The 12,894-nt window shown below is 44.6% G+C and carries 12 protein-coding genes; 7 read left to right on the forward strand and 5 right to left on the reverse strand.

The features are described from left to right. Window positions 1–63: 63 nt before the first annotated feature. From CLOAM_RS01005 to CLOAM_RS01025, 5 genes are read right to left on the reverse strand one after another with little or no spacing between them, the layout of a single operon-like run. Window positions 64–1,251, reverse strand: a complete 1,188-nt coding sequence (locus CLOAM_RS01005; RefSeq protein WP_015423981.1) for a phage portal protein — start codon at window positions 1,249–1,251, stop codon at window positions 64–66. Next, on the reverse strand, window positions 1,248–1,649 hold the full coding sequence (locus CLOAM_RS01010; protein WP_015423982.1) for a hypothetical protein: 402 nt from the start codon (window positions 1,647–1,649) through the stop codon (window positions 1,248–1,250). Before CLOAM_RS01010 ends, CLOAM_RS01005 begins: the two co-directional genes overlap by 4 nt. After that, the gene (locus tag CLOAM_RS01015) at window positions 1,646–2,134 is read right to left on the reverse strand and encodes a hypothetical protein (protein WP_015423983.1); all 489 of its coding nucleotides are present in this window, start codon (window positions 2,132–2,134) and stop codon (window positions 1,646–1,648) included. The genes CLOAM_RS01010 and CLOAM_RS01015 overlap by 4 nt, the downstream gene beginning before the upstream one ends. Further along, window positions 2,134–2,592 carry a hypothetical protein gene (locus tag CLOAM_RS01020; RefSeq protein WP_015423984.1) on the reverse strand — a complete coding sequence of 153 codons (459 nt, stop codon included), beginning with the start codon at window positions 2,590–2,592 and terminating at the stop codon, window positions 2,134–2,136. Before CLOAM_RS01020 ends, CLOAM_RS01015 begins: the two co-directional genes overlap by 1 nt. Further along, entirely contained in the window at window positions 2,589–3,014 is a 426-nt protein-coding gene (locus CLOAM_RS01025; protein WP_015423985.1) for a glycoside hydrolase family protein, read from the reverse strand. Before CLOAM_RS01025 ends, CLOAM_RS01020 begins: the two co-directional genes overlap by 4 nt. A gap of 162 nt (window positions 3,015–3,176) precedes the next feature. Here CLOAM_RS01025 and CLOAM_RS01030 point away from each other — a divergent pair, with 162 nt between their 5' ends. The 7 genes from CLOAM_RS01030 to CLOAM_RS01060 all read left to right on the forward strand — a co-directional run bounded on the left by CLOAM_RS01030 (window position 3,177) and on the right by CLOAM_RS01060 (window position 12,888). Then, window positions 3,177–4,316, forward strand: coding sequence for a hypothetical protein (locus CLOAM_RS01030; protein ID WP_015423986.1), 1,140 nt, complete (start codon window positions 3,177–3,179; stop codon window positions 4,314–4,316). After that, on the forward strand, window positions 4,313–6,385 hold the full coding sequence (locus CLOAM_RS01035; RefSeq protein WP_015423987.1) for a type I restriction-modification system subunit M: 2,073 nt from the start codon (window positions 4,313–4,315) through the stop codon (window positions 6,383–6,385). The genes CLOAM_RS01030 and CLOAM_RS01035 overlap by 4 nt, the downstream gene beginning before the upstream one ends. Window positions 6,386–6,456: 71 nt before the next feature. Then, the gene (locus CLOAM_RS01040; protein ID WP_232502685.1) at window positions 6,457–6,729 is read left to right on the forward strand and encodes a hypothetical protein; all 273 of its coding nucleotides are present in this window, start codon (window positions 6,457–6,459) and stop codon (window positions 6,727–6,729) included. Beyond that, window positions 6,722–8,044 carry a restriction endonuclease subunit S gene (locus tag CLOAM_RS01045; protein WP_015423989.1) on the forward strand — a complete coding sequence of 441 codons (1,323 nt, stop codon included), beginning with the start codon at window positions 6,722–6,724 and terminating at the stop codon, window positions 8,042–8,044. The genes CLOAM_RS01040 and CLOAM_RS01045 overlap by 8 nt, the downstream gene beginning before the upstream one ends. Next, window positions 8,025–11,060 (forward strand): type I restriction endonuclease subunit R, encoded by a 3,036-nt coding sequence (locus CLOAM_RS01050; protein ID WP_015423990.1) that lies wholly within the window; start codon window positions 8,025–8,027, stop codon window positions 11,058–11,060. Before CLOAM_RS01045 ends, CLOAM_RS01050 begins: the two co-directional genes overlap by 20 nt. A 174-nt stretch (window positions 11,061–11,234) precedes the next feature. After that, window positions 11,235–12,407, forward strand: coding sequence for an ImmA/IrrE family metallo-endopeptidase (locus CLOAM_RS01055; protein WP_015423991.1), 1,173 nt, complete (start codon window positions 11,235–11,237; stop codon window positions 12,405–12,407). Then, complete coding sequence (locus CLOAM_RS01060; RefSeq protein ID WP_015423992.1) at window positions 12,394–12,888, forward strand: DUF4411 family protein; 495 nt, start codon at window positions 12,394–12,396, stop codon at window positions 12,886–12,888. Before CLOAM_RS01055 ends, CLOAM_RS01060 begins: the two co-directional genes overlap by 14 nt. Window positions 12,889–12,894 lie beyond the last annotated feature (6 nt).

Raw genomic sequence — 12,894 nt, forward strand, 5'->3', positions numbered from 1 at the left:
TTAGTATTGTTGTTTAGTTGATTGTCAGTTGAATAGTTATACATAGTTATTGCGCTCCAAAGCCTACAAATTGCGATTTTGCATAAAGAGCTGTTCATCAGCAGTCTGCAGTACCTCGGTCAGGTTACCGAAGTTGAAGTCCTCCGGCTTCACATTCCAGCCGAAATCAAAGTTGAACTCGTTTGCCAGAGCTAAAGCCAGGCGGTTCTGCAGCGGTCTGACCACGAACTGGTAGAACATCAGCATATCGCTTCGGTTATCGCCACCAAGCTGCCCGGGAATGAGTTGGGAGACGATCCTGGCAGGGACCCTATGATAAGCGAGGATGCCTTCTCTCAGGTCTTTCTTGAGCCCAAGGAAGCCCCCTTCCCGGTCTTGCTGACGCAGTGGTTCAAGGCGTATCTTCACATCCCTGTTCTCACTCTCGATCAGGACTGTAGAGTGGCTCTTGGCATTGCCTTTGACCTCGGTGAGCGCTTTCTCGATCTCGGTATAGGCATCGGTCAGCACTTCATTGCCAGCTTCGTCAGTTACAGTTCCATCCCGTAGGGTACCGCCTTCCACGATTACGAAGTAGTCGATCATTAGGCCGTTCTTGAAGTTGTTGTAGTCGAAGGTCTTGATCTCGCCCAAGATCTCGATGTTGATGGCTATGGGCAGGCAGGCCAGGCCCCAGGCGTTAGATCTATGGGTGGACTTCTTCACGTGGATGATGTCCTCGTAGGCAAAGTCCTTCTTCTGGTTGTTCTTGACTTGGATGTAGTTGGGTTTGAAGAAGCCGAACTCGTCGTAATTCTCCACTATCTGAACTTCCGAGGGAAGCATGCGCTCCAGTCCTATCCACTCACCTTGAGCGTTCCGCATCTTGATCAGGAAGCCATTTCCACAAGCCAGATAGAACTTCATCAGCTCGCCTAAGATAGTGGTCTGATCTTCACAGGCAGGAAACTCGGCAGCTTCCATCCAGGACTTAACCTGGCTGTTCTTGCAATCGAACTGCATGATAGTAGCCATAGTGAGGGCATCTATGCAGCCGGAGTGGTACTCGTCGGTATCCAGGAGATTGAGTAGCTTGCTCATCGAATAGGGTTGAGAAACCACTTTCTTGGTCTCGGCTGCCTTACTTACGAGTTGCTTACCGATACGCTGATACTTGGATAGATCTATGGGCTCTGGTTTGTACTTACTTTCCAGCAAATCACTTGCAGAGCTGATCGCCAGGTTATAGGCACCAAGTCGCATCACCTTCATGATCCCGCTCCGGTACCGCTTTTCAGCAGATCTATCTTAGCGATTCTGACCAGTCTAGTGCCATCGATGCGGCTGGTATAGTATTCCACACTGGGCAGGTCCCGGTTCATCAGCTTCTGGTAGAAACTCCGGAACTTCTCTTTGAGCAGGTATAAGTCATTATCAGGATCATCCACGTTCTGCGCATTGACGATTAGGAATACTGTCCATGCCAGGTCTGTACTAACATACTGTCTGGAAGTGCCATTCTTGCCTGTCTCCGAGTCCAGAATCACAATAGCGCAAGGTAACTGCTTGGGTATTGCATCCTTGTTGAACTGGATGGTGGGGATATCAGAAAACTTGAGGGCATCGACTATTCGGTTCCGGTCTGCGATAAACTTATCATGTGCGGTCATAGGCTTACCTCGATTGAATTCAATTGTTGATATATCCACTGCTCCCGGTTAGCTATGACAGTAGCGAATACATTACGGGCGGTGATGCCTTCCCGCTTGATCTTGCCCCGGATGAGATAAGCGATCTCGGCTACGGTCAGAGCTTTCCCTGTCTCTTTATCAGTCCAAGACAGGTGCTTGCGTTCGACCCAAGCAATGAGGGGAGCGATCGGAGTCCAGGAAGGCACTTTACCGCCCAAAACAAAAGGCTCGTGACGCACATTCGAGCCAACTCTTAAGATCATGGCTGTATCGGTGGTCTGCAGCAGATAGCCGGTATTGCCATAGAAGTCACCCTTGTCATAGATCTGCTGTGCCAGTATCTCCTTGCGGGACTCGGCATCGATCACAGAACCGATCAGATGTAGACGGCTCTCCAAGGCAGCATAGATTGCCAGGTAGATATCCCGCATCAGTTCATCCGGAGAAGTATAGCTATCCGGCATTAGATCACTCCCACCCGGATCAGGCGAGCTTGTCTGGGCTTGAGTTCGTTCAAGCGATCCAAACCAGTAGGATTCAAATAGGATTGCAGGATGGTCAGTGCTCTCAGTTCAAGATTAGCTTTAAAGGCATCAATTTCGCTCCCTGTGAGCAGTTCGGTAGCGGACTGGTCTAATCCTACGGTCTTGACTATGCCCTCGCCGAGGGTCTTCAAATTGAGAAACTCACAAGTACTGTGCAGCATCAGGAAACAGAACCCAAAACGAAAAGAAACCAGGAAAGGCTCTTCTTCTGGCAGGTCATCGTGAGTTGCCCGATCATAGTGCTCCTGCAGCACAATAGAGTGGATCATCTCCATAACCAAGCCCTGGTGCTCCTTGAAAATGCCATTATCCCTCATCTCTTTGGGCAGGTTGAGGATAGCGAGCATGGCATCAATCTCTACCGGAATGGGTATCACTTGCCTTTCCTCATCAGCTCAGAAAGCTCTATTGCTCTCATGCCCACCTGTTTTGCCCACTTGGAAGCTAACATGCCATTGGCGGCTCGTTCCCAGTCTCCAGTACCGATAAATGCCAGAGTGTTCTTGAACTCTAATAGTCCTTGGATACCGAGATTGAAACACATGTTCAGCAGCACCGACTGGCGGACCTCATCGAGCTTATTGTAAACCTCAGGTATCTCATCCATAAGCTGTTTCTCGCAGTTCTGGATATCATTCTCCAAGAGCATATATGCTTCTTTCTGGGAGATACCCCTGTCATCGAGATTGCGGCCAATACCGATAGTCAGTTTACCTGCAGTACAGCGATATGGCTTCAGCCGCAGACCTTCATGTCTGACTAACTGAGCTTTAATTCGGTTCATCAACGCTTCGGTCATTCTATCTCCTTGTTCCAGATGTGATTATTGATCCAGAGCCAGGAAAGCACTACCCTTTATGCTGACAAATCAGGATGCATAACGATGCAACAGATTTTTTGATTGACAAATTCCAACATTGCATATCCTTGAAAAAAAAGAAAATCACGCTGTGAGGGATAGGTGAAAAAGATAATTGATAACATCCGCAAACTCTTGGCAGATGGCGCATTCAAGGATGAACAGCATGTGCGTTTTTCCTTGGTAGGGAGAATATGCCAAGAACTTGGATGGGATATATGGAATCCTGAAGAATTCTATACTGAGTACCCAGTAAAGAGATACCCACTTCAAGAAATCACAACTGAACTTCGAGGAAGAGTTGATGTTGCTTTGATACTGCCAGAAAAGCGCTCGGAGATTGCGGAAGTTTTCATTGAAATCAAAAGTCCATACAAACTTCAGAATGAGCTTGTTGCAGGTGAAACGCAACTAAAAAGGTACAATTGGTCTGACAAATCAGCGATCAGCATCTTGACTGACGGCATCATTTGGCGCTTCTATTTACCATCTCTTGGGGGATCCTTCGAAGACAGTCTTTTTAGTGAGATAAATCTACTTGAAGATGACATAGAGTCTGTTTGCATTGTATTTGATCAAGTACTGAGGAGAGATAACTTTAGAAAACAAGCTGTAGAATCCGCTGAAGCCATTTTTGAAGAAATCGCCAGGATTAAAAAACTTAGTCTTGTTAAAAGTGAAGCAGAGGAAATAGCAAGGAAGACTGGCTTGCAGAAATTTACAATTGCATCCCAGCTATTAAAGAATCAGCATGCATACGAAATGGACGAATCCGAAATAGCGAGCTTGTGGGATAAAAAAATACCCAAAGTAACACAAGCTCCAACAGTAGTTTTTCCGCCTGTTCCCCCGGGAAATAAAGGAACAACACAGGAACCGCCTAAACTAGGTGAGGTTGACTTCACAGTGTTACAGGATTACAGTTACAAATCAGCAAGGGTAGTTGTAGTTGGTGGCATAACCACTCCAGTAAAACACTGGTGGGAGATTAAGAAGCATGTTTTCAACTATTTGCTTGAGAAGAATCCTGCACTTGCCTCATCGGATATCCTTGCGCTATTTACGAAAAGGACTGATAGTATGGATATAAGGTTGATAAATGGTATGTATTCAAGAGGAAGAATGTCGGCGACGGGCATCGTAAAGCAATGTAGAGCTGCTATGAAAATTGCGGGATATGAACCATGTAAAGATTTACAGGTAGGCTTCGTTGAATCTGAACGTAAAAGGAAAGGTCAATGAGCCAGAACCACTCTCAAATCGCATCCTTTATCTGGAGTATATGTAACCTCCTCAGAGGTCCCTATAAACGCAACGAATACCGGAAAGTCATCTTGCCCTTTACTGTGCTCAAGCGTTTTGATTGCATCCTTGCACCCACCAAAGACAATGTCCTGGCAGAGCTCCCTCACCTCTACGGCAAATCTGATAACATCATATCCGAGAGCCTGATCAGGATCACAGGTGTTCCCTTTTACAACAAATCACGTCTGGACATGAAGAAACTGCTAGACGATACAGAGAATATCGCCATCAACTTGCAGTCTTACATAAACGACTTTTCGCCCAATGTGCAAAAGATCATAGAGTACTTTGCCTTCTCAGAGCAGATCGCTCGTCTGCAGGATGCCAACCTGCTTTATCTGGTGCTGCAGCGCTTTGTAACCGATGAGCTCGATCTCAGCCCCCAAGCAGTGGATAACATTCAGATGGGACTAGTCTTTGAGGAACTGATCCGTATTGGGGCAGAGCAATCCAACGAGGAAGCCGGAGAGCACTTTACGCCCCGTGAGGTGATCAAGCTGATGGTGAATCTGCTGCTCAGTCCTGAAGCCGACCTTGCCAAAAGTCATGTCGTAAAAACTATCTTTGACCCAGCTTGCGGAACCGGAGGGATGCTAACAGCCGCCGAAACCTATATCAAAGAACTGAACCGCGACGCAAAACCTCACCTATATGGTCAGGATTGGAATAAAGAATCTTATGCTGTATGTTGTTCGGACATGCTGATCAAAGGTGAAGTTGCTAAAATACACTACGGCTGCTCCTTCGAGCAGGATGGCTTTTCCACAGACAAGTTTGATTATATGCTTGCCAATCCTCCTTTTGGTGTAGAATGGAAAAAGCAACAAAAGACCATTACCGATGAACATGAAAAGCTTGGCTACAATGGCCGCTTCGGAGCCGGACTGCCCCGCATTAACGATGGCTCCTTGCTCTTTTTGCAGCATATGATCTCCAAAATGAGGTCAGTGGAGGAAGGCGGTAGCAGGATTGGCATTGTCTTCAATGGTTCGCCCCTCTTTACCGGAGATGCAGGAAGCGGGGAATCCAATATCCGCAAATGGATCATCGAAAACGATTGGCTGGAAGCTATTATCGCCATGCCCGACCAACTCTTTTACAATACCGGCATCAGCACCTATATTTGGATCATCACCAATAAAAAAGAAGCACACCGCAAAGGCAAAATCCAGCTTATCGACGCTCGGCAATTTTACAACAAAATGCGCAAAAGCCTGGGCAATAAACGCAACATCATCGGAGATGGAGAGGATAACCGTTTTGACCACATCAGCTTGATCACCCGGATTCACAGCGACTTCATCGACAATCAGGAATTGGAATTCACCTGTAATGGCACTACGAAAACAGCTATCGTCAGCAAGATCTTTGACAACAAGGACTTCGGCTACCAAAAGATAACCGTGGAGCGCCCCTTGCGCCTGAACTTCCAAGTTTCACAGGAACGCATTGCCCGGCTGGATAATAATACTACCTTTGCCAAGCTTGTCGAAAGCAAGAAGAAAGACCCCATCGAAAAGCAGAGAGAGATGGATGCTGGCAAAGCTCTGCAAGACAGAATAAAAGCAGCTCTGAACAGTATGGATGGAAGCATTATATACATGAACCGGGAGCAATACCTCAAAGCACTCAGGCAGGCACTCTTACAGCATCATCTGTCATTGGGCAATCCGGAGCTCAAAGCAATCCTGGAAGCCCTCTCCGAGCGTGATGAAACTGCCGATATCTGCAGAGATTCCAAAGGCATGCCGGAAGCTGATACCGAACTGCGGGATACAGAGAATGTACCTCTTAAGGAAGACATTGATACTTACTTCAAGAGAGAGGTGCTTCCCCATGTTCCCGACGCCTGGATTGACTACTCCAAGACTAAGATCGGCTATGAAATCCCGTTTAACCGCCATTTTTATGTGTATCAGCCGCCAAGGGGATTGGAAGTTATAGAAGCAGAACTTTTCAACATAGAGAAAGAGATTGAAGCTTTACTACTGGATTCAAATGTATGATTGAGCATAGTTCAATTAAGCTATCCAAGGAGATAATAGCCTTAAGCAATTCAACTACTTGGGAATCAGCTATGAAAGAATGGGTGTTGAGTGAAGTATATTCAGATAGGATATTTGCAGCAATTAAACGAATATCAAAAGATAATGCCAAATCCTGGAATATAGAAGCTATAGAATATATGAATGAACGTGGATGGCTTACGGAATGGGAGTATGGGTTTTGCATAAACACAATGAAGAAAAGAGTGCTATCAGAAAGACAGTTGAAATCCAGGGTAGATATAAATCAAAAACTTCTAAGGAAACCGAAAAATCAATTATCTCATAGAGGCACTAGTGATTAAATATAAGAGCTACGAAGATTATAAGGAAACTGGAATCACTTGGTTGACAATGGTGCCAAAACATTGGGAGATTTTAAGAACAGATTCTGTGACAGTCTATATCAGAAACCAGATAAATCCTGATGAAATCAAATCAGAGTTTGTTTTTCATTATTCTATCCCCGCTGTTCAAGAAACTGGAACTGGACAATATGATCTTACTGAAGAGGTCGGAAGTGCAAAGCAGCTTATCACTAAAAAGTCAGTACTAATCTCAAAACTGAACCCTCGTAAGGCTACAATCTGTATTGCAGAGCCGAAGGATGAGATCACCATCTGTTCATCCGAATTCATTGCAATGGAAGCAAAAAAATGTGATCTTAAATATCTGTTTTATCTCATGAACAGCGAGATGAACAGACAACGGCTTGATGCCAAGGTGCAGTCAGTTACACGAAGCCATCAGAGAGTTTATCCATCAGATATCTACAGATTCTGGACAGCTCTTCCATCGACCACGGAACAACAAGCAATCGCTTCCTTTCTCGACAGGGAGACGGCTCGGATAGATGCTTTGATCCAGAAGAAAGAGCGGATGATAGAACTGCTGAAAGAAAAACGCATCGCCCTCATCACCCAAGCCGTAACCAAAGGACTTGACCCTAATGTACCCATGAAGGACTCCGGGATAGAGTGGTTAGGTGAAGTGCCGGAACATTGGACTGTGTTAAAGTTCAAAAATATCGGTAGTTTTCAGGGTGGTGCAGGCTTCCCTGATGATGAGCAGGGTTTAGAGGATGAAGAAATTCCATTTTATAAAGTATCTGACATGAACCTGCCAGGTAACGAAACCTATATGTGCCAACATAACAACTCAGTTAGCAGAGAAACAGCGCTGAAGCTGAGGGCTTCTATACTTAGAAAGAATACTATTGTGTTTGCAAAAGTTGGAGCTGCATTATTATTAAACAGACGAAGAATTATAACTAAAGACTCTTGTATTGATAACAACATGATGGGCTTCTCCACAACTCATTGCGATGTAATGTGGTGCTATTTCTTTCTTTTCCAACTAGATCTTGGTAAATTGGTAAATCCTGGAGCTGTTCCATCTGTCAACGAATCGCAAATGAGTAACATCCCCGTTTGTGTTCCACCGACTCAAGAGCAGAAGCAGATAGGAGATTATCTGGTTACTGAAACTACAAAGATAAATAAGATGATAGACAAGGTAAACGCATCAATAATCCAATTGTCAGAATACCGCGCATCCCTCATCCACCACGCTGTCACCGGTAAAATAGATTTGCGAGGACATGATGCACACGCACAATGAACAATCCTTCGAATCCTATATTGAGTCCGTCATGCAAGATGGATGGACAAGCGTAGCCAATACAGCCTTTGACGTAGGCAATGCCCTCTTTGCGGAGCAAACTATAGACTTTATTAAGCAGAGTCAGCCCACCCTCTGGGCAGAACTGGCCAAGCTGAACGGCGATCTCTTGCCCGGGCAGATTATTAAAGCTCTGGTCAAAGAGCGTAATCTCAAGGGCACCCTGCACATCCTGCGGCACGGCTTCAAGTTTCAGGGTAATACTCTCAAGCTGGCTTACTACCGTCCGGCGCACAGCCTCAGCAAGGAAGCCGAAGCTCTTTACCAATGCAACACTTTTCAAGTATGCCGTCAGGTCTTTTACCATCCCGACAAGCAGCAGTCCATCGATATGGTGCTAGCAATCAATGGCATCCCGGTTGCTACCCTCGAGCTCAAAAATCCCGGCACCGGGCAGAATGTAAAGCATGCCATAAAGCAATACCAGAATGACAGAGACCCTTCTGCACCCCTTTTGAGCTTCAAAACGGGGGCACTGGTACACTTTGCTGTGGATACCGATGAAGTATATATGACTACTCACTTGATGAAGCAGAAGACATCCTTTTTGCCCTTCAACCGGGGCAGTAACCCTCAAAGTGTGGATTGCGGTAAAGGGAATCCAATCCATCCTTCTGGGCACAGAACCGCTTATCTCTGGGAAGATGTGCTTCAGCCGGACAGCTTGCTGGAGATTGTGGGCAGCTTTATCTTTATCGAGAATGCGGGCAAGAAGGACGAACATATCATCTTTCCTCGCTACCATCAGTTAGACTCCGTACGCCGGCTCTTGGCGCAGGTTAAAAGCGATCAGACGGGCAAGAACTACCTGATCCAGCACAGCGCTGGAAGTGGTAAGACCAATAGCATATCTTGGCTGGCGCACCGCCTAGCAAACCTGCACACTGATCAAGACAAATTGATTTTTGACTGTGTGATCGTGATCACGGATAGGGTAGTGCTGGATAGGCAATTACAGGATGCCATTTACCAGATAGAGCATGCCATGGGCGTGGTTGCCCCCATTAAAGAAGGTAGCCAACAGCTTGCCAATGCCTTGGTGGACGGTACCAAGATCGTGATCACTACCCTGCAAAAGTTTCCCTTTATCTTGAGAGGACTTTTGCGGATAGCTGGAGCCAAGGACACTGACATGCCGGATGAAGCGGCTCTACTTAAATCCAAAGCATGGCAAAAGAAGATAGCGGGCAGGAAGTATGCCATCATAGTGGATGAGGCGCACAGCAGCCAAACCGGGGAGGCAGCACGGGACATGAAACAGATATTAGGTGATAAAGCAGTAAGAACTGAAGATGTTGAGGATTGGCAGGATGAACTGAACCTGGTGATGGAGTCCAGAGGACAACAACCCAATCTCAGCTTCTTTGCCTTCACAGCCACGCCCAAGGGCAAGACACTGGAACTCTTTGGCACCCACGGCAAGGCCTTCCACAATTACAGCATGCGCCAAGCTATTGAAGAGGGATTTATTCTTGACGTGCTGCAGCGTTACACCACCTACAGCACCTATTTCAAAATGATCAAAAAGACTGCGGATGATCCCAGTATGCCGGCCAAAAAGGCAGCCAAAAAACTATGCAAGTTCATGCGCTTGCATCCCCGCAATGTGAGCCAGAAGACAGAGATCATCATTGAGCATTTCCGCAGTTGTATAATGCCCCTGATCGGAAGAAAAGCCAAGGCAATGGTTGTTACGGACAGCCGTTTACAAGCCGTGCGTTATATGCTGGCTTTTCAGAAATACATAGGGGAAAATCATTATACCGATGTGCATCCTTTGGTGGCATTTAGCGGAACTGTGATCGATCCTGAAACTGAGTTGGAATACACTGAGCCAGGGATGAATATCGACTATAAGAATGGCAGACATATTTCTGAAACGCAGCTAAAAGACCGCTTTGGCAGTGAGGACTATCAGATCCTATTGGTGGCGAATAAATACCAGACTGGGTACGATCAACCCCAACTCTGTGCCATGTATGTGGATAAGCGTTTGGATGGAGTGCAGGCAGTGCAGACCTTATCACGTTTAAACAGGATCTATCCTGGCAAAGAAGCACCCTTTGTGCTGGATTTTGTAAATAAAGCTGAGGATATCCTGGCAGCCTTTAAGCCCTATTATACGGTGACAGAACTGGAATCAGAATCCGATCCTACGCATCTAGAAGAGATTAAGCACGAGCTGAACCAGATGCAGATTTACGATTGGAAGGAAGTGGAGGACTTTGCAAAGATATTCTACAAACCTTTGGGCGAACAAAAACGAGGAGATCACGCTGCTCTTCAGAAGCATCTCCAGAGTGCCGTGGAGCGCTACAAACAGCTTGAGAGTGATGAGGACAGGGATAAGTTCCATGACAAGCTTAAGGCTTATGTGCGGCTTTATGCCTTTGTTACTCAACTAATCAATTACACTGATCAAGAGCAGGAAATGCTCTATAGCTTTGGCAGGTTTCTGTTGCCGCACATCCACCCCAGTGACAGCCGGGATGCTTATCCGGAAAAAGATGTGGAACTACAGTATTATCGCTTGCAGAAGGTGATGGAAGGCTCTATCGACCTTTCCGAGGGCGAGGAAGTCAAGGTCAAATCCCCCACTGATACAGGCACTCGTAAAGCTAAGGAAGAGGATAAACCCTTATCCGAGATAATCGAAACCTTGAACGAACGCTTTGGCACGGATTTTAGCGAAGCAGACCGGCTTTTCTTTGAACAAATCAAAGAGACAGCCTTGCAGGATGAAAGCGTGCTCAAGACCGCAGCAGCCAATCCTCTGGATAAGTTTGAACTGGGTATTGAGCAGATCATCAAAGACCTGATGATGAACCGGCTGAAGGAGAACGATAAAATCGTAAGCCGGTATATGGATGATGAGAAGTTTCAGAAGGTGATTTTTAATCTGTTATCAAAAGAACTTTTTAATGATATTAACGGGGATTATAATGCTAAAAGATAACAAGCATATAATCTTATTGACATTTTACTTGTTTAGAAAGATTAAGTTCTGATGCATAGAATTGTTGTTATTGGTTTCTACAAAGTTGACCTCATGCATGAGATATCTAGGCATATTTTGTTATATGAGATAGTAAAAAATAAGTAGTTTAGTTAGTTAATAGTAGGAAATGAAATGCCACGAGAGTACGCTCAGATTACTCCATCCGTTATTAGATGGGCGCGTGAGAAAGCAAAGTTAACCATCGATCAGGCTGCCGAAAAACTAGGTAGAACTCCAACTGATATTCAAAAATGGGAGAACGGAGAAGCTCTACCCACATTAGCGCAAGCTAGGTCAGCAGCGAAACTCTACGGTCGGGCTTTTGCTGTTTTTTATCTTCCCTCTCCACCAGATGATTTTGAACCCCTCAGGGACTTCCGTATGAACCAAGACAGTATTATATCGTCAAAAAGCTTATTGTTCATACGTCAAATCCAATGGAAGGCAGAATGGTTAGCTGAATTTTTAGTATCAGAGGGATCACAAAAATTAGATTTTGTTGGTAGATACGATATAAACTCACCTATTGAAGACGTGGCATCCAATATCATTGAAACATTAGATATCTCATTATCAGACCATAGAGCCACCAGAAGTCCTTCGAAAGCACTTTCTTTATGGATTAATAAATCTGAAAACTGCGGTATTAACATTGTTAGAGATAGCTCCATTAATAGTGATGAATTTAGAGGGTTTGTTATTATCAATGATTATGCACCGTTCATTTTTCTCAATTCAAATGACAGCTATTCAAGTAGAGTATTTACTCTTGTTCATGAACTTGTTCATGTATGGATCAACCAACAAGGAATAATAGATCCAATTGTTTGGAATGGAACCTCTGCTGCAAATGCAATAGAAACATTCTGTAATCGTATTGCGCAATCAATACTTATAAAAGAAACCGAGTTGATTGAGCTGTGGGATTCGGAAAACGATACCGCATCAATTATTAAAATATGCCAAGATATATCTTCCTCAATGGTGATAAGCCCTGAGATGGTTGCCAGATGCTTATTAGATAATAAAAGAATATCCCATAATGATTATCAATTAGTCAGAGAAGCCGGTATTGATTTATGGAAAAAGCATAAGGAGAAACAAAGAGAAAGTGATGGAATGGTAAGCCCATCCTTAATGGCAGTATTAAAGAATGGCTATTTGTTCTCCCAGATTGTCTTGAATGCCTACCAAACTGGATTGATATCTGGAAGAGATGCTTCCTCGTTATTAAATTTCAAAGTCAATAATTTCGGTAAGCTGTCGGATAACATCCCCTTAAGGAGTCATTATGCACGGCAATAAACCGAAAGTATATTGCTTGGATTCGAACGCATTAATCGAACCTTGGAACAAGTATTACTCACCAAAAATTTCCAATTATTTCGATATTCTCGAAAGACTCATTATAGAAAACCGAATATTCTGCACTGAAGAGGTAGCACTGGAAATAAAGAAAGGCGATGATCTTTTATACAAGTGGTTGAAAAAGAATGAATCTAATTTCGTCAAAACCATCGATTCTGATGTACAGAAAAAGGTAAGAATAATCCTTTCACAGTTTCCTAATCTAATTGATAGCAAGAAACAAAGATCAATGGCAGACCCTTGGGTAATTGCTCATGCTTGGTCACTTAATGCTGTTGTAGTTACAAAAGAGTACCCAATCGATAATGTGAAAAAACACTGTAAAATACCAGATGTGTGTAAGTTCTATAACATCTGTTGCATGGACGATTGGCAGTTTATAGCTGAGCTTGGAATTACTTTCGTAGCTTCACTATAATCAGTT

Origin of the sequence: Candidatus Cloacimonas acidaminovorans str. Evry (genome assembly GCF_000146065.2) — a bacterium.
GTDB classification, from domain to species: domain Bacteria; phylum Cloacimonadota; class Cloacimonadia; order Cloacimonadales; family Cloacimonadaceae; genus Cloacimonas; species Cloacimonas acidaminivorans.